Annotated in this window: 8 protein-coding genes; 2 read left to right on the top strand and 6 right to left on the bottom strand. The window is 74.1% G+C overall.

What is annotated here, in order from left to right; genetic code table 11:
- Nucleotides 1-10: 10 nt before the first annotated feature.
- The 4 genes from AB0F71_RS19320 to AB0F71_RS19305 all read right to left on the bottom strand — a co-directional run bounded on the left by AB0F71_RS19320 (nt 11) and on the right by AB0F71_RS19305 (nt 13,830).
- Complete coding sequence (locus AB0F71_RS19320) at nt 11-1,702, bottom strand: NAD(P)/FAD-dependent oxidoreductase (RefSeq protein WP_360235517.1); 1,692 nt, start codon at nt 1,700-1,702, stop codon at nt 11-13.
- The gene (locus tag AB0F71_RS19315; protein WP_360235514.1) at nt 1,692-10,952 is read right to left on the bottom strand and encodes an amino acid adenylation domain-containing protein; all 9,261 of its coding nucleotides are present in this window, start codon (nt 10,950-10,952) and stop codon (nt 1,692-1,694) included. Before AB0F71_RS19315 ends, AB0F71_RS19320 begins: the two co-directional genes overlap by 11 nt.
- A gap of 221 nt (nt 10,953-11,173) precedes the next feature.
- Nucleotides 11,174-12,031, bottom strand: a complete 858-nt coding sequence (locus tag AB0F71_RS19310; protein WP_360235511.1) for a sterol desaturase family protein — start codon at nt 12,029-12,031, stop codon at nt 11,174-11,176.
- Nucleotides 12,032-12,369: 338 nt separating this feature from the next.
- Nucleotides 12,370-13,830, bottom strand: coding sequence for a helix-turn-helix transcriptional regulator (locus tag AB0F71_RS19305; RefSeq protein ID WP_360235508.1), 1,461 nt, complete (start codon nt 13,828-13,830; stop codon nt 12,370-12,372).
- A gap of 331 nt (nt 13,831-14,161) precedes the next feature.
- Between AB0F71_RS19305 and AB0F71_RS19300 the strand changes: the two genes are divergently transcribed.
- Entirely contained in the window at nt 14,162-17,365 is a 3,204-nt protein-coding gene (locus AB0F71_RS19300; RefSeq protein WP_360235505.1) for a M28 family peptidase, read from the top strand.
- Nucleotides 17,366-17,460: 95 nt separating this feature from the next.
- Here the strand turns inward: AB0F71_RS19300 and AB0F71_RS19295 are convergent, their stop codons facing one another.
- Together AB0F71_RS19295 and AB0F71_RS19290 are read right to left on the bottom strand one after the other, a co-directional pair.
- Complete coding sequence (locus tag AB0F71_RS19295; RefSeq protein ID WP_360235502.1) at nt 17,461-18,330, bottom strand: hypothetical protein; 870 nt, start codon at nt 18,328-18,330, stop codon at nt 17,461-17,463.
- 5 nt (nt 18,331-18,335) lie between these two features.
- A complete protein-coding gene (locus AB0F71_RS19290) occupies nt 18,336-18,965 on the bottom strand; it encodes a hypothetical protein (RefSeq protein ID WP_360235499.1) in 630 nt (209 codons plus the stop codon).
- Nucleotides 18,966-19,157: 192 nt separating this feature from the next.
- Between AB0F71_RS19290 and AB0F71_RS19285 the strand changes: the two genes are divergently transcribed.
- The gene (locus tag AB0F71_RS19285; protein WP_360235496.1) at nt 19,158-20,399 is read left to right on the top strand and encodes a cytochrome P450; all 1,242 of its coding nucleotides are present in this window, start codon (nt 19,158-19,160) and stop codon (nt 20,397-20,399) included.
- Nucleotides 20,400-20,430: the final 31 nt, after the last annotated feature.

Genomic DNA, 20,430 nt, shown 5'->3' with positions numbered 1-20,430 from the left:
TGCCTGCCGCTCATTCGGCCGCTCCCCGGTCCGGTGCTCCGACGGTGGCCCGGTCGAGTTGCGGCAGCCGGCCCCACTTGCCCGGGTGCCAGGGTTCGCGGTCGTCGCTGGGCCAGGCCCGGAACGGCCGGCCGAGCTCCTGGCACAGGTACTGGGCGGCGTACCGGCCGCTGGTGGCGGCGCGGATCAGGCCGCCGAGCGAGGCCCACTGGCCGGCCATGGAGAATCCGGCCAGGCCGGGCAGGCGCATCCGGTCCCGGTTGACCAGGCGGTTGGCGGCGTCCTCGGCCTCGGAGAAGGCCTGCCAGGCGAGGATGGAGCCGCCGGTGTTGCCGGTGAACCGCTCGGTGGTCACCGGCGAGGCGACGTCGACCAGTTCGATCCGGGTGCCGAGGCCGGGGTGGACGCGGTCCAGGAACTCCCGGACGAACGCGGCGACTTCCTGCTTGCGCGCCCGGTAGGCCCGGCGGTCGCGGATCCGCAGCTCCTTCCAGGACCGGTAGTCGCTGAAGTAGGTGCAGTGCAGCACGGACTTGCCGGGCGGCGCGAAGCCCTCCGCGTAGTTCGAGCGCAGCTGCACCACCAGGCTCCGCTGGAGCGAACCGGGCAGCCGGGCGGCGTCCGCCGGGCTCAACAGGTAGGTGGTGCAGTGCGGTTCGCCCTCGGGCAGCGGCCCGTCCAGTCCGACGAAGGCGGAGACCACCGCCGGGTAGAGGTTGCCGGGCTTCTCCAGCAGCTCGCCGTACAGCCGGTCGGTGACGGGGCTGGAGTAGCGGCCGCGCAGCAGCCGGTCGAGCACCGTCGGTCCGTCGCAGGCGGCCACCACGTGGTCGGCGAAGTACCGGGTGCCGTCCCGCAGTTCGACGCCGACGGCGCGGTCCTCCTCGATCAGGATCCGGTCCACCCGGCAGCGGTAGTCGATCATCCCGCCGAGCCGGGTGTACCGCTGCTCCACCGAGCGGGCCAGCCCGAGTGAACCGCCTTGCGGGAAGCCCGCGTTGCCGGTGTGGGCGGCCGCCAGGGTGTAGAGGTAGGGCAGCAGCGGGAAGCCGGCCGGTTCCTGGAGGAACATGGTGGGGAAGGCCCGGCGCAGCAGGGGGTCCTGGAAGCGCTCGGCGAACCGGCTCATCGGGGTGGCCGCGGTGCGCCAGAACAGCCGGAAGGCGGGCAGCACGGTGCGCAGGGTGCGCAGCCGTTCGGCGGTGCTGCGCAGCGGCGGCGGGGTGAGGTCCCAGGGCAGGTCGAGGGCGACGAAGCGGCGCAGGTCGCGGCAGAAGGCCCGGATCGGTGCGGCGTCGCCGGGGGCGAGGGCCAGCAGGTGGGCCTCCAGGCGGTCCGGGTCGGTGTGGAAGGTGACGGCCCGGCCGTGCTCGTCGACGACCCGGTTGAAGGTGTCGAAGTGGGTCACCGACTTGCCGTCCAGGGCACCGAGTTCGCGCCAGACCTGGTGGGCGCCGGTGCCCTCGGCGGTACCGATCAGCCAGTCGATGCAGTAGTCGAAGAGGTAGCCCTGCCGGGACCACGCGGTGCAGCAGCCGCCGGGCAGCACGTGCTTCTCCAGGATCCGGGTCTCCAGCCCGCTCATCTGCGCGTAGCAGCCGGTGGCGAGGCCGGCCAGGCCGGCCCCGATCACGATCACCCGGGGCGGGCCGGCGGCGGTGCGCTCCCGGCGGGGCCAGTCCGGCCCGCGGTCAGCGGCCATCGGCGGTGCCTCCGGCCAGGACGGCGGCGGCCAGTTCCGCGTTGCGGGCGGCGAACTCGCCGTCCAGCATCTCGGCGTGGCTGCCGTGGCCGGCGTGCACGGCGGTTCCGGTGGTGGAGGCGCCGTGCCAGGAGCCGGGTTCGCCGCCGGTGTGGACGCTCAGCCGGTCGCGCTCGCAGACCACGTCCAGCCGGGCCCGGACGCTGCCGGTGTTGGGGGTCCGGCTGCAGAACTCCAGGTAGTCCCTGGCCTGTTGCAGGGTCTCCTGGGCGACGATCCGGGAGCCGGTGTGGCGGTGCAGGTGGTCCCGGAGCTCCCGCTCGAAGACGGCCACGTGCTCCTCGCCCAGGTCGAAGGCGTCCAGGACCCGGTAGGCGTCCACCAGCAGCACCGATTCGACGGTGCTCCCGCGCCGTTCCAGCTCCTTGGCCACCTCGAAGGCGAGGTTGCCGCCGAGCGAGTAGCCGAGCAGCCGGTACGGACCGGCCGGGTGCAGTTCCTCGACCAGGTCGGCGTAGCGCTCGGTCTTGTCGTCGCCGGTCAGGTAGTTGAAGGCGGCGATCCGGTGGCCGGGCAGGGCGGCGGCGAGCTGCCGGTAGACCAGTCCGTGGCCGCCCGCGGGCGGGAAGCAGAAGACCGTACGGCCTTCGGGCGCTTCGGCGTTGAACCACAGGTGGGGCTGGCCGCCGGCCACCTCGCCGGTGATGATCTGCTCGACGGTGCGGGCCATGCCGTGCAGGGTGGTGACCTTGAACAGCAGGCCGACCGGGATGCTGATGTTGAACTCGGTCTGCAGGTGGTGGATCAGCTCGATCAGCCGGATGGAGCTGCCGCCGAGCTCGAAGAAGTCGTGCTGGAGGCCGACTTCGGGCACCCCGAGCAGCTGCTGCCAGTGCGCGGCGACCCGCTGCTCGTAGAGGGTGACGGGCGGTTCGTGGCGCGCGCCGCCGGTGTCGGCGGCGGGCTCGGGCAGGGCGGCGAGGTCGACCTTGCCGTTCGGGGTGAGCGGCAGGGCGGGCAGTTCGGTGAGGTAGGAGGGGATCATCACGGTAGGCAGGTGTTCGGCGAGGTGGCGGCGCAGTTCGCGGCGGTCGAGCGTGACACCCTCGGCGGGCACCAGGTAGGCGGCCAGGGCGGCCTCGCCCGCGCCGTCCTGGCGGACCGTCACACAGGCCTCGGCGACCTCGGGCCGGGCGGTGAGGTGGGCCTCGATCTCGCCCGGCTCGATCCGGTGGCCGCGCACCTTGACCTGGTTGTCGATCCGGCCGAGCAGGTGGGCGGTGCCGGCGGTGTCCCAGCGGCCGAGGTCACCGGTGCGGTAGAGCCGCCGGGGCGTGCCGTCCAGGTCCAGGACCCGGAACCGCTGTTCGGTCTGGACCGGGTCGTTCGGGTAGCCGACCGCGACGCCCGCGCCGCCGATCCACAGTTCGCCGGGCACCCCGGCGGGGACGGGCTCGCCGTAGCGGTCCAGGACGTACAGCTCGCTGTTCGGGAAGGGCCGCCCGATCGGGACCATCCGGCCCGCTTCCAGCTCCTCGGCGTCGCCCTCGTAGTAGCTGCTGTCCACGGTGGCCTCGGTCAGGCCGTAGGAGTTGACCAGCCGGGTGGCCGGGCCGCACAGCGCGCGCAGCCGGTGGTGTTCGGCGGCCTTCCAGGAGTCGGAGCCGACCACCAGCAGCCGCAGGAAGTCCAGCCGCAGGCCTTCGCGTTCGCAGTGGGCCAGCAGGGCGCGGGCCACGGCGGGCACGAACTCGCCGCAGTCCACGGCCTCTTCGCGCATCACCCGGTACAGCCGGGCGGTGTCGAAGAGCAGTTCGCGGTCGACCAGGACGAGGGTGCCGCCGGTGCCGAGGGCCCGGGCGAGGTCGCCGGTGAACACGTCGAAGGCGGTGCCGGCCATCTGGAGGTGCACCCGGGCCTCGGTGTCCAGGCGGTACTCGGCCCGCCAGCCCGCCGTGGCGGCGGCCAGCTGGCGGTGCTGGACCAGCACGCCCTTGGGCCGCCCGGTGGAGCCGGAGGTGTGGATCAGGTACGCGGGCCGGTCCGGGTCGGCGGCGGGCAGCGGCCCGCCAGCGCCGGCGGGCCGGTCCAGGTCGGCCGGGGTGACCGGCCGGGCGGGCAGGTCGGCGGCGGCCCGGTACCGCTCGTCGACCACGACCAGGGCCGCTCCGGCGTCGGCCAGCTGGTGCGCCAGCCGGTCCGCCGGGTGCCCGGGGTCGAGCGGCAGGTAGGCGGCGCCGGCCCGCCAGACCGCCAGCAGAGTGGTGACCAGCTCGGGCGACTTGTCCAGGCAGACCGCGACCACCGAGCCCTCACCGGCGCCGAGTTCGCGCAGCCTGGCGGTGGCGCGCTGGGAGCGCCGGTCCAGTTCGCCGTAGCTCAGCCGCCGGACGGCGTCCCGGCCCGGGGCGACCACCGCGATGGCCTCCGGGTGCTCGGCGGCGGCCTTGGCGATCAGCTCGGGCAGCGGCACGTCGTGGTCGATCCGCCGGGCGGCGCCGCTGAACTCCTCCAGCACGAGCCGCCGTTCGGCCGCGTCCAGCATCCGCAGCCGGCCGACCGGCTCGCCCTCCGGGGCCCGGGTCATGGCGTCCAGCAGGTTGCGGTAGTGGGCGGCGAGGCGCTGCACCGTACCGGGCTCGAAGAGGTCGGAGTTGTACTTGAAGACGCAGTGGAAGCAGCCGTCCGCGCGGTCCTCGTAGGCGGACAGAGTGAGGTCGAACTGCCCTTCCTCCTCGGGGAGTTCGATGTACTCCAGGCGGTAGCCGAAGCGCTCCACGGCGACCTTGTGGGTGAGCAGGATGAACATCGCCTGGAACACCGCGGAGCGGCTCGGGTCGTGCTGGAGGCCCAACTGCTCGACCAGCAGCGGGAAGGGGTACTCCTGGTTGTCCAGCCCGCCGAGCACGCTCTCCCGCACCCGGGCCAGCAGTTCGGTGACGGTCGGCTCCCCGGCCAGGCTCACGTGCAGCGGCAGCGGGTTGACGAAGTAGCCGTAGACGGAGGCGAACTCCTCCTGGGTGCGGCCGGTGACGGGGCTGCCGACCACGATGTCCGGCTGCCCGGACCACCGGTGCAGCAGCAGGTAGTAGGCGCCGAGCAGCACCATGAACGGGGTGGCGCCGTGCGCCCGGGCCAACTCGTGCACCCGGCCGGTCAGTTCCTCGTCGATCCGGAAGAACTCGGAGGCCCCGTTGTGGGTCTGCACGGCCGGGCGCGGCTTGTCGGTGGGCAGCGCCAGCACCGGCATCTCGGCGGGCAGGTGGCCGCGCCAGTAGTCGAGCATCCGCTGCGCCTGCGGCCCGGCCAGGAACCGGTTCTGGTGGTTGAGGAAGTCCAGGTAGCGGGCGGCCACCGGGGGCAGTTCGGGGGTGCGGCCGCTGCGCAGCGCCTGGTAGACCTCGAACAGCTCCTCGATGAAGGTGAAGGTGGAGATGGCGTCCGAGACGATGTGGTGGACGGCCTTCATCAGCACCCAGCGGTCCGGTCCGCGCCGGAACAGCCGCAGCCGCACCAGTGGGTCCTCGGCCAGGTCGTACGGCCGCCGGTACTCGCGGACGATCAGCGCGTGGATCTCCTCCCAGGGGCGGCCCTCGACGTCGAACAGCGCGGTGTCGGCGACGGCTTCGGTGCGGATCCGCTGGACGGGGCGGCCCTCCTCGGCGGTGAAGGCGGCGCGCAGTCCGGGGTGCCGGGCGACCAGGAAGGCGAAGGCGGTGAACATCAGCTCCGGGTCGAGTTCGGCGCGCACCTCGACCGCGCCGCCGATGTTGTACGCGAAGCCGTCCGGGTGGAGCTGGCGCAGGAACCACAGGGCCTGCTGGTTGTGGGTGAGCGGGTAGCGGGCCTCGTCGGTGTGGAGTTCGACCTCGGCGTGCTCCGGGCCGCCCTCGGCGGCGAGCTGTTCGGCCAGGCCGGCGGTGAGCAGCTCGACCAGGTCGGCCACGCTGCCGTTGCTGAGCAGCGCCACCACCGGCAGGGCGACGCCGAGTTCGCCGTGCACCCGGGCGCGCAGCTCCATCGCGAGCAGCGAGTCCAGGCCGTGGGCGCCGAGTCGGGTGTCGGGGGTGATCCGCTCGGCGGCGGTGCGCAGCACGGCGGCGGCGGCCGCGGTGAACCGGTCGGCGACCAGCTGCCGGCGGGTCCGCGGGTCGGCGGCGCGGTAGCCGTCCAGGAAGCCGCCGGTCTCGGCCGGGGCCTGTTCGGCGGCGCCGGCCGCGAGCTCGGCGACCAGGGCCGGCAGGGCGGGGTACCAGGCGAGGAAGGTGGGCCAGTCGACGACGGTGGCGACCAGCAGCTGGGCGTGGTCCTGTCCGAGGACGCGCTCCAGGACGGCGGTGCCGGCCTCCGGGGGCAGCGAGCTCATGCCGCGGGCGTCGCGGTAGTGGGCGACCAGGCCGAGTTCCTCGATCATGCCGGTGGCCCAGGGCCCCCAGTCCAGGCTGAGCGCGGGCCGGCCCTGGGCCCGGCGGTGGTGGGCGAGGGCGTCCAGGAAGGCGTTGCCGGCCGCGTAGTTGGTCTGTCCGGCGGTGGTGAGCAGCGAGGCGACGGAGGCGAACAGCACGAAGTGGTCGAGCGGTTCGTCGGCGAGCAGCCGGTGCAGCAGCTGGGCACCGGCCACCTTGGGGGCGTACCCGGCGTCGAAGGCGGGCCGGTCCATCTGTGCCAGCAGGGTGTCCCTGACTTGTCCGGCGAGGTGGAACACCCCGCGGATGGGCGGGAGTTGGCGGCGGCGGTGGTCGGCGAGCCAGGCCGCGAGGGCCGTCCCGTCGGTGACGTCCACCGCGGCGATCAGCGGTTCGGCGCCGAGCGCCTCCAGTTCGCGCAGGAAGGCGATCCGCTCCCCGGCGGGTGTCGTGGGGTCGACGGCGTGCCAGTCGGCGCGCGGCGGCAGGGCGGTGCGGCCGACCAGGACCAGCCGCCGGGCGCCACGCCGCACCAGGGTGCGGCAGAGCAGCCGGCCGAGCGCGCCGAACGCGCCGGTGACCAGGTAGCAGCCGTCCGGGCGCAGCACCGGCGGCAGCGGCCGGGTGAGGCCCTCGGCGGGGCGCAGCCGGCTGGTGAGTCGGCGCCCGGCCCGCAGGGCGAGTTCCTGTTCGGCGTCGGCCGGGCGGTCGGCGGCGAGTTCGGCGAGCAGGTCCGCGGCCTGGTCGGCGGTCGGCCGGGCCGGGTCCAGGTCGATCAGGCTGCCGCGCTGGGCGACGAGTTCCTGCTGCCAGAGCACCCGGCCGATCCCCCAGGCGGGGGCGCCGAGCGGTTCGACCCGGTCCTGCGGGCCGGTGGCCTGGGTGCCGCGGGTGACGATGTGCAGCCGGCTGTCGGGGCGGGCGGTGGACAGCGCCCGGGCGAGGGTGACCAGCGAGTAGGCGCCGTGGGTGGCGAGCCGGTCGAGCTGCCCGGGGTCGCCGGGGTCGAGGTCGTCAAGGGCGGGCAGGTCGAGGTTCCACAGGTGGACGACGGTCCGGTGGGCCGGGTCCAGTTCGGCGAACAGCCGCTCGAGGTCCTCGGTGGAGTCGGGCCGTACGGTGGTCCCGCCGTCCCCGGTGGCGTACCAGCTGCCGGGCCGGACGAGGTGGCAGCGGGCGCCACGCCCGGCGGCCAGGGCGGCCAGCCGTTCGGCCAGGCCGCCGGCGTCGGCGAACAGCAGCAGGTCGCCGGTGGGGGCGTCCTGCGGCGCGGCCGGGGCGTCCTGCCAGGCGAGTTCGGTGAGCCAGCCGTCGATGGTGGCCAGGCCGACCGAGGCGGCCGCCCGGGCGACGTCGGCGACCTTGAATCCGGTGATCCGGCCGAGCGGGGTGCCGTCCTCGGCGTACAGGGCGAGGTCGCCGACGAGTTCCTCGGCGCTCTCCCGGGTGACGGTGGCGTGCGCCCAGATCGGGCGGTCGCCGATGGCGTCGAGCCGGACCTCCTCGATCGAGACGGGCAGCCGGACGCTGCCGTCCTCGGGGGCGTGCAGCCGGGTGGTGAGCAGGGTCTGGAAGCAGGCGTCGAGCAGCACCGGGTGGAGCTGGTGGTCGGCGGCGCCCGGGCCGAGCCGTTCGGTGGGGCGGATCCGGGCGAGCGCCTCGCCGGGCCCGGTCCAGACCTCGGCGACGGCGCGGAAGGCCGGCCCGTAGTCGTAGCCGCGCTCGGCCAGGCGCCGGTAGCAGTCCGGGCCGTCGAGGTGCTGCCCGCGCCCGCGCAGCGCGTCGAGGTCGGCGGCGGGGCCGTAGGAGCGGCGCTGGCCGGTGCGGACCCGGCCGCCGGCGTGCACGGTGGGTTCGCCGTCGGCCGGGGTGGCGGCGATGGTGAAGCGGGCGTCCTCGGGGGCGTAGCCGAGTTGGACGGGGACGGGTTCGGTGTCGGAGAGGAACAGCGCCCGGTGCAGTTCGACCTCGGCCAGGACGACCTGGCTGCCGCCGGTCAGCGCGCGGACGGCCTGGGCGGCCATCTCCAGGTACCCGGCGGCGGGGAAGACCGCCCGGCCCTCGATCCGGTGGTCGTCCAGGTAGGGCAGCCGCTCGGGGTCGAGCGCGGTGGTCCAGGTGGGTTGGGCGGCGGCGGTGCGGCGGCCGAGCAGCGGGTGGTCGAGCCGCCCGAGCCGGACCTGCTCGACCGGCCTGGGCTCGGCCCAGTGGCGCTCGCGCCGCCACGGGTAGCCGGGCAGCGGCACCGGGCGCCCGGCCGGGTGCAGCGCGTCCCAGTTCAACTCGACGCCGAGGGTGTGGAGTTCGGCCAGGGTGCGGGCGATCCGCTCGGGTTCGTCCTGCTGCCGGCGGATCGACGGCAGGGTGTGCGCCTGCTCGGCGCACTCGCGGATCGCGTGGCCGAGCACCGGGTGCGGGCCGATCTCCAGGAACAGCCGGAGCCCGTCCTCGGCCATCCGCTCGACGGCGGCCCGGAAGCGCACCGGGTGGCGGACGTTCTCCCACCAGTACCCGGCGTCCAGTTCGGGCCCCAGGGCCAGGCCCTCGCGGGCGGTGAGGTGGAGCGGCAGCCGGGCGCGCTGCGGTTTGATCCCGGCCAGGGCGGCGGTCAGTTCGGCCCGGATCGGGTCCATCCGCACGCTGTGGTAGGGGACTTCGACGTCCAGCAGGCGGGCGAAGACGCCCTGCTGTTCGAGGTCCGCGGCCAGTTCGCGCAGCGCCTCGGTGTCCCCGGCGAGGGTCACCGCGGAGGGGCTGTTGACGGCGCCGAGCGAGACCAGGTCGCGGTAGGGGCGGATCCGCCGTTCCGCCTCGGCCTCCGGCAGGCCGACGGCGAGCATCGAGCCCGTCCCGGCCAGCCGCTGCTGGAGCGAGCTGCGGGCGAGCACCACCCGGACGGCGTCGGCCAGGTCGTAGACCCCGGCCTCGTGGAAGGCGGCGACCTCCCCGGTGCTGTGGCCCACCACCGCGTCGGGGTGCACGCCGTGGCTGTGCCAGAGCGCCGAGAGCCCCAGTTGGACGGCGAAGTTGGCGGGCTGGGCGAGCCAGGTCGCGGCCATCCGGGAGTCGGCCTCGTCCCGGCCGAGTTCGTCCAGCAGGGACCAGCCGGCCTGGGCGCGGATCTCGGCGTCCACCGCCCGGACGGCCTCCCGGTAGACCGGTTCGCTCTCGTACAGGCCCCGGCCCATCCCCCACCACTGCGGGCCCATGCCGGTGAACACCCAGGCCAGGCGCCGCTGTTCGCGCTCCCGGGCCAGGCCCCGGACGACCCGGGGGTGGGCCTCGCCGCGTTCGTGGGCGGCCAGCGCCTCGGCCAGGTCGGCGGGCCCGGTGTGCACCACGGCGAGCCGCTCGGGCAGGTGCTCGCGGCGGTGCGCCAGGGTGTGGCCGAGGTCCGCCGGGCAGGCGCCGGCGGCGAGCTCCTGACGTACGGCGGCGGCGAGTTCGGGCAGTCCGGCGGCGTCCCGGGTGCTCAGCGGCAGCACCGTGACGGCCGGTCGCCGGGCGGGGGCGACGGGGGCGGGCGGCGGCGGTTCCTCCAGCAGGACGTGGGCGTTGGTGCCGCCGAAGCCGAAGGAGTTGACGCCCGCGCGGGCCGGCCCCTGGTGCTCGGGCCAGTCCACCGGGGCGGTCGGGATGTCGAAGGGCAGCGCGGCCAGGTCGATGGCCGGGTTGGGCCGCTCCAGGTTGAGGTGCGGCGGGATCCGGCGGTGCCGCAGGGCGAGCGCGGTCTTGATCAGCCCGGCGACCCCGGCGGCGGCCTCGGTGTGCCCGATGTTGGTCTTCACCGAGCCGACGTAGCAGCGCTCCCCCTCGCGGCGGCCGATGCCGAGCACCCGGCCGAGCGCGGCCGCCTCGATCGGGTCGCCGACCGGGGTGGAGGTGCCGTGCGCCTCGACGTACTGGAGGCTGCCGGGCAGCACCCCGGCACCGGCGCAGACCCGTTCGATCAGGGCGGCCTGGGCGTCCGCGCTGGGGACGGTGATGCCGTTGGTGCGGCCGTCCTGGTTGACGCCGGTGCCGAGGATCACGGCGTGCACCGGGTCGCCGTCGCACAGCGCGTCGGAGAGCCGCTTGAGCACCACCACGCCGACCCCCTCGGCCCGCACGTAGCCGTCGGCGGAGGCGTCGAAGGCGCGCGAGCGGCCGTCGGCGGAGAGGAAGCCGCCCTTGGTCTCGGCGATGGTGTACTGCGGCGCCATGTGCAGCAGGGCGCCGCCGGCCAGGGCGAGTTCGGTCTCGCCGCGGAGCAGGCTCTGGCAGGCCAGGTGGACCGCGACCAGGGAGGAGCTGCACGCGGTGTCGATCGAGACGCTGGGGCCGCGGAAGTCGAAGCAGTGCGAGATCCGGTTGGACACCATCGTCATCATGGTGCCGGTGGCGGTGTGCGCGGCGATGGTGGTGAAGTCCAGGTCGGCGAACTGGAGGATCTTCCAGTCCAGGGTGAAGGCGCCCATGTAGACGCCGACGTCCCGCCCGGCCAGCGCGCCGGGGCGCAGCCCGCCGTCCTCCAGCGCCTCCCAGCTCACCTCCAGGAGCTTGCGCTGCTGCGGGTCCATGTGGGCGGCCTCGCGGGGGCTGATCCCGAAGAAGGCGGGGTCGAAGGTGTCGAAGCCGTCGATGTAGCCGCCCCGGCCGCCGATCAGCCGCCCCGGCTTGGCGCGGTCCCGACTGCCCAGGGTGCCGGTGTCGTACCGGTCGGCGGGGGTGTCGGTGAGACAGTCCCGGCCCTCGATCAGGTTGCGCCAGTAGGTCCGGTGGTCGTTGGCGTGTCCCGGCAGGCGGCAGCCGATGCCGGTGATCGCGATCCGTTCGCAGGGCACGGCGAAGGGCGAGGTGGTCATGGTCCTATCCGAGGGTGGTGGCGGGGACGGCGCGGGCACGGGCAGGGGCGGCTGCCGGGGACCGGTCGGAACGGAACGGGTCGGCGAGTCGTCGGGCGGGGACTCGCCGAAGGCGGAACTCGTGAGGCGGGAACTCGTCGGAGGCGGAAATATCTCGTCGGGCAGGGACTCGTCGGAGGCGGAACTCGTCGGGCGGGCTTGACGGTCCGGGCCGGTGGGTGTCAGACGGACTGCTCGGTGGTCTTCATCCGGCGCCAGGGGTGCAGCAGGGTGGCGCCGAGTTCTCCGGTGGTCGGGAACGCGGCCGGGTCGGTGAGGCCGACGGCTTCCGGGATCCGACCGGGCCGCCAGGTGAAGCTCCCGAACACGTGGTCCCACAGCGACAGGTCGGAGGCGTAGTGGCCGGCTTCGGCGAGGTCGGTGCTGTGGTGCAGGCGGTGGAGTTCCGGGCCGGCCAGGACGTGGCCCAGCCAGCCGATCCGGACGTCGATGTTGGCGTGGACGAAATACCCCTGCGCCATCACGAATATTCCGACCACGAACACTGAATCCGCCGAGAATCCGATCATCGCCAGCAGAAGTTGGACCACGGACTGGGCGAACAGCACGTCCAGGAAGTGGTTGACGCCGTTGTTGGCGACGTTCACCTTGTCCGGCACGTGGTGCACGCCGTGCAGCCGCCACAGCCAGCGGTTGCGGTGCGACCAGCGGTGCACCAGGTAGTCCCCGAGCGAGCCGATCAGCAGGGCGAGCGGGATCTCCAGCGCGAAGGGCAGCGCCGGACGGGCCGGCCCGAGCGCCACCACCAGGGCGGACACCAACCCCTGGGCCAGCCCGCCGCCCGCCATGCTCAGCACGAAGTACACGCCATACCACCGCAGTTCACGCCCGCTCGGATGCCAGTCCGTCCGGTACGGGATCACCCGTTCCAGCACCGCCAGGTAGCAGATGACGGCGATCAGCAGGAGCGGGGAGACCTGGTCAGGCGCCCAGTGGAAGCGCAGTGTCGCGACGGCAGTGCACAACACTCCCAGGAGCAGCAGCGGATGGGCGAGCCGGCGTGCGATGGCGGACAGCACGCTCCCCCTAGTTATTCGCGGACCAACGAACGGAAACGTCAGAGACTCTAGCGGGAGACGCTGGCGGGGTCAGTCATTCGACGTGTTAACGCCATGAATAACCCGATCGGCGGAAGATCTGCACACGAAATTGACAAATCGAGGGCGTGAACGGGGCGCAATCGGGGGCGGGGCGGAATAGGCCGGAGTACGGCGCGCGCGATACCCGTACGGTCCGCCGCCCACGCCCCCTCCGGCGCTCGGCGCCCGGCGGCCGGAGGCCGGGGCCGGCGCTCGGCGGGGGGCAGCGCTCGGCGGGAGGGGCGGACGGGCCGGCGCTCGGGGGCCGCCGGGGGGGCTCAGGACCCGGCCAGCTCCGCCAACCGGTCGGCGGCCCGCGGCCCGTACCGCGCGAGGCGCTCGCGCAGCCCGCGCAGCTCATGCCCGACCAGCGCGGGCAGCGCGGCCACCGGCACCGACTCCAGGGCGGGCGCCAGCAGGTCCACGGCCGTCCGCGGATCGTGCGCGCAGGCGTGGCAGTCGGCCGCCCGGACGGTGAACAGCAGCCGGCTGGACGGCAGCTGGGTCGGACCGAGCAGGCCGAGCGCGGTCTCGGTGGCCGCCAGCGCCCGCCGGGCCAGCCGGGGATCGTCCACCGCGGCGGCGAGGTCGCGCAGCGCGGCGGCCGCGGCGGACTCCACCCGCAGCCGCATCGAGGCGATGGACAGCCACGGCACGTCCGCCTCGTCCCGGGCGTCGATGTGCTCCAGGTCCGCCCGGGCCAGCGCGATGTCGCGGACGGTACCGCGCACGTCCCCGGTCAGGGCCCGGGCCCTGGCCCGGCTGATCCGGCCCATCGCCCCGGCCCAGGGCCGCTCCGGGGCGACCCGGTCGATCTCCCGGGCGTAGCCGAGCGCGGCCACCGGGTCACCGTCCAGCCGGGCCAGGATGCTGAGGTCACTGAGCGTGCCGACCTGGGTGGCCCGGTCCCCGGCCAGCCCGGCCCAGGTGAGCGCCCGGTCGAAGCAGGCCATGGCGGTGGCGTTGCGGCCGTCCTGCATCCGCAACGCCCCGGCGGCATGGGCGTGTTCGGCGGCCAGTCGGGCCAGCGGGCGGCGCCGGGCGGCGGGAGCGGCGGCCAGCCGGGCGAGCACCACGTGCAGGGTGCGTTCGACGGCGGCGACCAGCCCGGGCAGGGCACCGGTCTCGGCGGCCCGCAGCTGGGCGGCGAGCAGCCCGGCCAGGGCGTGCGCGGTGGCGGCGTCCAGCGGCGGCGCGGTGGCCGGGTCGGCGGTACGGAACTCGTCGTACAGCAGGGCGAGTTCGTCCGGCGGCGGGACGGCGCAGCCCTCGGCGTCGTGCAGCGGGCAGAGCAGTCCGTAGTCCGGCAGTCGGGCCGGGGCGAGCAGGACCGGGTCGACGGGAGCGGGCCCGCGAGCGGACGCGAACCCGGGAACGGCCCCGGGAGCGGACGCGGGCCCGTCCGGCACCCCGCCGGGCAGCGGCGGCCGGAGCAGGCCGGGGGCGAAGGGGGCCGGCAGCGGCAGTCCGGCGGTCTCGGCGTGCAGGCAGGCCGCCACCAACTCCCCACCTGCGTTCAGCAGTTCGTCGATCCGCTCGGCCATCCTGGGGGCGACCCGACGGGAACCGTGCTCGATCTTGCTGACCGCGGTGTGGTCGTAGCCGATGCCCGCGCCGAGCTGTGCCTGGGTGAGTCCGGCCCGGCGCCGCCAGTGCCGCAGCCGGGCGCCGAACTCCCGCCAGGCGCCCGCCTGCTGGACGTCCGGGGGCGAGGCCTGGGCCGAACGGTTCCGGTGCACGGCTGTCCTCCCCCTGTACGCCCCCGACGCGGGGCCCTGGGACGAGTCCGACGAGGAGGACGGTACTCGATGGCTCCCCGTCCCGTACATGAGGTGGTCTCAACCACTGGCGGGAACGCCCAGCTTGACGCGAAACGGCACCCGCACCTTGACGGAATTTGCCAACCCTATGCAGAGCCTGCACCAGCCATTGACCCGGGCATGACGCCATGTGAGTGTTCGGGCACCCGAGCGCGGACGGCCCGCACGGCCGTCCCCCCAGAAGCGGCCCGCGGTGCGCCACCAGCCCTTTCCGTCCGCGGTCGAGGACCCCCACTCGCGAGGAGCGTCGATGCAACGCAGAGTTTCCCCAGGGCGGTTGCTCACCACGGCGACCACCCTGACCGTACTGGCCGGCCTGATCGGCGCCACCGCCGGGACGGCCACCGCCGCGCCCACCCCCTCCCCCGCACCACCCAGCGCCCTGGCCGCCGCCGTGAACGCCGCCGACGCGGCCGCCGCGGCCGGCACCGACGCACTGGCCAAGGGACCGGGCGAGACCTACGAACGCAAGGCCGTCACCCCCTGGCTGAACGGCCTCTACTCCGTCTCCTACGAACGCAGTTACCGCGGTCTGCCCGTGGTCGGCGGCGACGCCGTGGTGCTCGCCGACGGCAGGGGCACCGTACGCGGCCTCCAGTCGGCCGCCACCGGACCGGTCGGCGGCTCGATCACCCCGCAGATCAGCGCGGCCGACGCGGAGAGGACCGCGCGGACCAAGCTGCCCGTCGTCGACCAGGTCGAGTCCCGCCGCCTGGTCGTCCGGGTCAAGGACGGCGCCGGCCGGCTCGCCTGGGAGACCGTGCTCAAGGGCCGCACCGAGACCGCGCCCAGCCACCTGCACGTCTTCGTCGACGCCGCCACCGGCGAGGTCGTCGACAGCTACGACGACGTCGCGGCCGGCACCGTCAACAGCAAGTGGAACGGCCCCGGCCCGCTGACCATCAGCACCACCAGCTCCGGCGGCTCGTACGCCCTGCGCGACCCGAGCCGGCCCGGCCTGTCCTGCTCCGACAACGACACCGGCCAGGTGTTCACCAAGTCCTCCGACTCCTGGGGCAACGGCAACCCGTCCAGCCGGGAGACCGGCTGCGGCGACGCCATGTGGGCGGCCCAGAAGGAATGGGACATGCTCCGCGACTGGCTCGGCCGCAACGGCCACGACGGCAACGGCCGCAGCTGGCCGATCAAGATGGGCCTCAACGACGTCAACGCCTACTGGGACGGCAGCTCCGTCTCGATCGGCCACAACCAGGCCGGCGAGTGGATAGCCGCCCAGGACGTCGTCGGCCACGAGTTCGGCCACGGCATCGACCAGTACACCCCCGGCGGCGCCAACAACGAGAACGGCCTCGGCGAGGGCACCGGCGACATCTTCGGCGCGCTCACCAAGGAGTACAACAACGAGCCCGCGCCCTACGACTACCCCGACTACCAGGTCGGCCGCGTGATCAACCTGGTCGGCCAGGGCCCGATCCGCAGCCTCTACCAGCCCTCGCTGGTCAACAACGACCCGAACTGCTACTCCTCCTCGATCCCGAGCACCGAGGTGCACGCGGCCGCCGGACCGCTGAACCACTGGTTCTACCTGCTGTCCAACGGCTCCAACCCGGGCGGCGGCAAGCCCAACAGCCCGACCTGCAACAACTCCAGCGTCACCGGCATCGGCGTCAAGCAGGCCGGCCAGGTCTGGTACGGCGGCATGCTGCTCAAGACCAGCGGCATGACCTACAAGCGCTACCGCACCACCACCCTGACCGCGGCCAAGAACCTCGACCCGAGCTGCACCTTCTACAACCGCACCAAGGCCGCCTGGGACGCCGTCAGCGTGCCCGCGCAGAGCGGCGACCCGACCTGCACGCCGTCCGGCAACAACGATTTCTCGCTCGCGCTCGGCCCGGCCGCCGGCTCCGTCCAGCCCGGCTCGTCGACCACCGCGACGGTCTCCACCGCCGTCACCTCCGGCACCGCGCAGACCGTCAACCTGACCGCCACCGGCGCCCCGACCGGGGTCACCGCGACGCTCAGCCCCTCCTCCGTGCAGACCGGCGGCTCCGCGACGCTGACCCTGTCCGCCTCCTCCGGCGCCCCCGCCGGCACCTACGTGATCACCGTGACCGGCACCGCCGGCGCGGCCACCCACACCGCCCAGTACACCCTGACCGTCGGCGGCGGCACGCCCGGCGGGCCCGCCCCGGACATCGACGTGGCCAAGGTCCAGGCCGACCTGGCCCAGCTGAACACCATCGCCAACCAGAATGGCGGCAACCGCCGAGCGGGCAGCGCCGGCCACACCCAGTCCGTGGCGTACATCAAGGGGAAGCTCCAGGCGGCCGGCTTCCAGGTCAGCGAGCAGACCTGCACCTCCTGCAGCTACCAGTCCAACAACCTGATCGCCGACTGGCCCGGCGGCCCGTCCGACCAGGTCACTATGCTCGGCGCCCACCTGGACAGCGTCTCGGCCGGCCCCGGCATCAACGACAACGGCTCCGGCTCCGCCGTCCTGCTGGAGAACGCCCTCGCGCTCGCCCAGCAGAACCCCACCCTCACCCGGCACCTCCGCTTCGCCTGGTGGACCGGTGAGGAGCAGGGCCTCCAGGGCTCCCAGTACTACGTCGGCCAGCTGGGCTCCGCCCAGCGCTCCGCGATCAAGGCCTACTACAACTTCGACATGGTCGGCTCGCCCAACGCCGGCTACTTCATCAACAACCTCACCTCCGCGGCCTCCGCGCCGATGAAGGCCTACTGGGACTCGCTCAACCTCCAGCCCGAGGAGAACGTCGAGGGCCAGGGCCGCTCCGACGACTACTCCTTCCAGCAGGCCGGCATCCCGACCTCCGGCTACGCGGCCGGCGCCAGCGCCGTCAAGACCTCCGCGCAGGCCGCCAAGTGGGGCGGCTCGGCCGGGCAGTCCTACGACTCCTGCTACCACCAGTCCTGCGACACCACCTCCAACGTCGACGCCACCGTACTCAAGCGCAACGCCAACGGCGTGGCCTACACCATCTGGAAGACCTCGGTCGGCGGCACCACCCCGGCCAACGACTTCTCCGTCTCGGTGAACCCGGCCACCGCCACGGTCAAGCCCGGCGCCTCCGCCACGGCCACCGTCGCCACCGCCACCACCTCCGGCTCCGCCCAGACGGTCAACCTGACCGCCTCCGGCGCCCCGGCCGGCGTCACCGTCTCCTTCAACCCCTCCTCCGTCCAGTCCGGCGCCTCCGCCACCATGACCGTCGCCACCGCGGCCACCACGGCGGCCGGCACCTACAGCATCACCGTCACCGGAACCGGCTCCGCCACCCACACCACCAGCTTCACCCTGGTCGTCGGCAGCGGAACCCCCGACCCCGGCAACGCCTGGACCCCCGGCACCACCTACCAGGCCGGGGACGTCGTCACCTACAACGGCGTCAGCTACCGCTGCATCCAGGGCCACACCGCCCAGGTCGGCTGGGAGCCGCCGATCGTGCCCGCCCTCTGGCAGGAGGTGTGACCCGCCCGGGCCGCGCCGACTGACCGCCCCTGAGCCGCTGCGCCGCGATCCGTCGAGGGGGACGGACCGCGGCGCAGCCGTACGCCTCCGGTTCCTCACCCCGGGTGGAAGGCCACCCGGACGCCGGAGTCGAGCGACAGGACCAGGACGTTGCCCGTGTCCCAGGTCCAGTCGCGCGGGATCAGGAACATCCGGCTCCCGGACTGCGCCAGCAGTCGGAACCCGTGATAGCGGTGATGGAACCGCTGCCCCTGACCGGCGTCGGCCAACGGGGCCTCCCGCACCGCGGGCCAGGTCACGTAGAGGGGTTCCGTGGTGTCCACGATCATCGCCGGACGCTCGTCGAGCTGCGAGCCCAGCCTGCGGGCGTCCTCGGTCCCCTTCGTGTGGGCGTAGCCGGTGGCCGCCCAGAAACAGCACAGGACGACGATCGCCACGATCACGGCGACGGCGGTGCGCTCACCGCGGAGCGGGTACGGGCTTCCTGTGGTGCGCACGAAGAGCATCCGGGTCAGGAGGGCGAGGAGCAGGGCGCCGCCGATGAACAGCGGGGCGGCATCCGGGCCCAGGTCCACCGCCTCGAATCCGGCGAGGAAGCCCAGGGCCAGCAGCGGAACGACGGCCACCGCGAGCACCAGGCACACCCGGCGGACCCAGCCGGAGCCGCCCCGCCTGGTCGCGAGGTGGTAGCCGAGCGCGACGAGCAGCATCCCGAACAGCAGGCCCCCGACCGGGACGAACAGCGCGGGGGAACCACGGACCAGGAAGTCCGGCGTCGAGAAGCCGAGCGTGGCGGCGTCCAGGCCGAAGTAGTGGTAGAAGGAGTCGGTGTAGGCGAAGCCGAGGAAGAAGAGCAGTGCGGTGACGAAGGTGGTCGGGGCGACGACCGAGGTCAGCACACCGACCCAGTTGAACCGGGTGTCGACCGGCGGCGCGGCATCGTGATCGGCGGACCCCTCCGGCACCGTGCTCAGGGGGTGCTCCCGGTCGAGGCCCCCGTGCCGCCGCCGGTCGGGGCCCCGCTCTGGCCGGTGTTGCCGGTGTTGCCGGTCTCGCCGGTGCCCTGGATCGTCCCACTGGCCCTGATCTTCCTGCTCTCACCCCCGATGGTCACGGTCAGGCAGATCGGGCGGTCGGCCGAGCTGCTGGACGACAGCGTGAACGACTGCAGCGGGCTGCTGCCACCGGTCACGGTGACTTCCGCGCTGAGCGGAGTCGCGTACTGCGCTCCGGAACTGCAGTCATTGACCTTGCTGAGGATGGCCTTGAACGTCGTGGTGGACGTGGTCGTCAGCCCCACCTGGGCGAGCTTGCCACTGCCGCTGGCGGACGCCGACACCTCACCCGCGTCCGCGAACCCCCCGCCGCCCCCGCGGGCGGTGGTCCGGGTGTCCTCCGTACCGCCCGTGCCGCCGTTCTGACCGGTCGAGCCGCCTCCGCCCTGCCCGGTCGATGCGGTGCTGCCACCGCCACCACCACCGCCACCGCCGCCACCACCACCGCCGGAGCAGGCCGCGAGGGCCGGTACGAGCAGGGCGGCTGCCAGCCATCGGGCCGCTCGACCGGTCCTGCTGCCTCCGATGTGCCGGGTCCCGGGCATCCGTTTCTCCCATCAGCGCGGTGAGCCGGGGCCTGACGGCCCCGCCGCACGGTACCCGTTCGCACACGACAGACCTGGTTGCCGCGCGGACCCCGGTCGGGCCCGTCACCCGTTCGGTGCAGCCCGACCCCCGTCCGCTCTGGCATAGAGTCGAAACGGACGACCCGTCAGCAGAGCGGAAGGACATCACCCGTGACCACGGACACCGTGCCGGTGCCGGAACTGGCCCCCGAGGCCGTCGAGGAGTGGCGGGCGGAGGAGGCGGAGCTGGTCGAACTGCTCGCCCGGGCGCAGCGCGGCGTCGGCGGGATCGCCGCGTTCCGGCTCGGGCCGACGCCGACCGTGCTGGTGACCGATCCGGCCGCGGTGCAGCACGTGCTGGGGCGGCACCCCGACCGCTACGTGAAGCGTTCGCACCGGGCCCGGATGCTGGTCGGCGACGGCGTGCTGTCCGCCACCGGGGAGGCCTGGAAGCGCCAACGGCGGCTGCTGCAGTCCCAGTTCACGGGCACCGGGATGCGCCGCTACGAGCAGCGGATCGCCGCCGCCGCGCGCCGCACCGCCGAGCGCTGGGAGGGGTACCGGCGCAGCGGGGAGACCTTCGACGTGGCCGAGGAGATGCGCGGCTTCGCCCTGGACACCGTCTGGCGGGCGCTCACCGGGCTGCCGCTCGACGACCGTACGGACGCCGAACTGCGCTCGGTGGAACGGGTGGTGGCCGCGATGCCGGAGCTGCCCACCAACGCCGCCGACGCCCGGGACACCGTCGCCGAGGACCTCGCCCGGATCGACGCCGTCGCCCAGGCCGCGATCGACGCGGCCCGCGCCGCCGCCGACCTCCCGGAGCCGGGGGTGCTGCGCGTCCTGCTCGACGCCGCCGACCGACACCCCGAGTACACCGACCGGTTGATCCGCGACGAGCTGGTCACCCTGCTGGTCGCGGGCCACGAGACCACCGCCACCACGCTCACCTGGCTGTTCCTGCTGCTCGACGACAACCCCGGCGCCCGGCACGCCGACCCGCACGCCCTGGTCAGCGAGACCCTCCGGCTCTACCCCTCCGCCTGGCTGCTCCCCCGGCACGCCGTCGAGGACGACGTGCTCGCCGGCCACCACATCGCCGCGGGGACGGACGTGCTGGTCTGCCCCTACCTCACCCACCGTGACCCGGCGCTGTGGCCGTCCCCGGAGCGCTTCGACCCCACCCGCTTCGCCCCCGACGGCGCCCGCCCCACCGAGCTCGGCGCCTACCTCCCCTTCGGCCTCGGCGCCCGCGCCTGCCTGGGCACCCAGTTCGCCCTGCGGGAGAGCACCGCCCTGCTGGACCTCCTGCTCCCGCTGGGCCCGCTGGAGTTCCACTCCCGCCCGAGCGGGGCGGCCTACAGCATCACCGTCCGCCCGAACGGCCCGACCCCCGCCGCCTTCCGCCGGTAGCCCGGCTCCCTGACACGACCGTGGCCGCCCC

The sequence above is a fragment of the Kitasatospora sp. NPDC028055 genome (assembly GCF_040637885.1).
GTDB lineage: Bacteria > Actinomycetota > Actinomycetes > Streptomycetales > Streptomycetaceae > Kitasatospora.
This window is presented reverse-complemented; position numbering and strand designations above follow the sequence as displayed.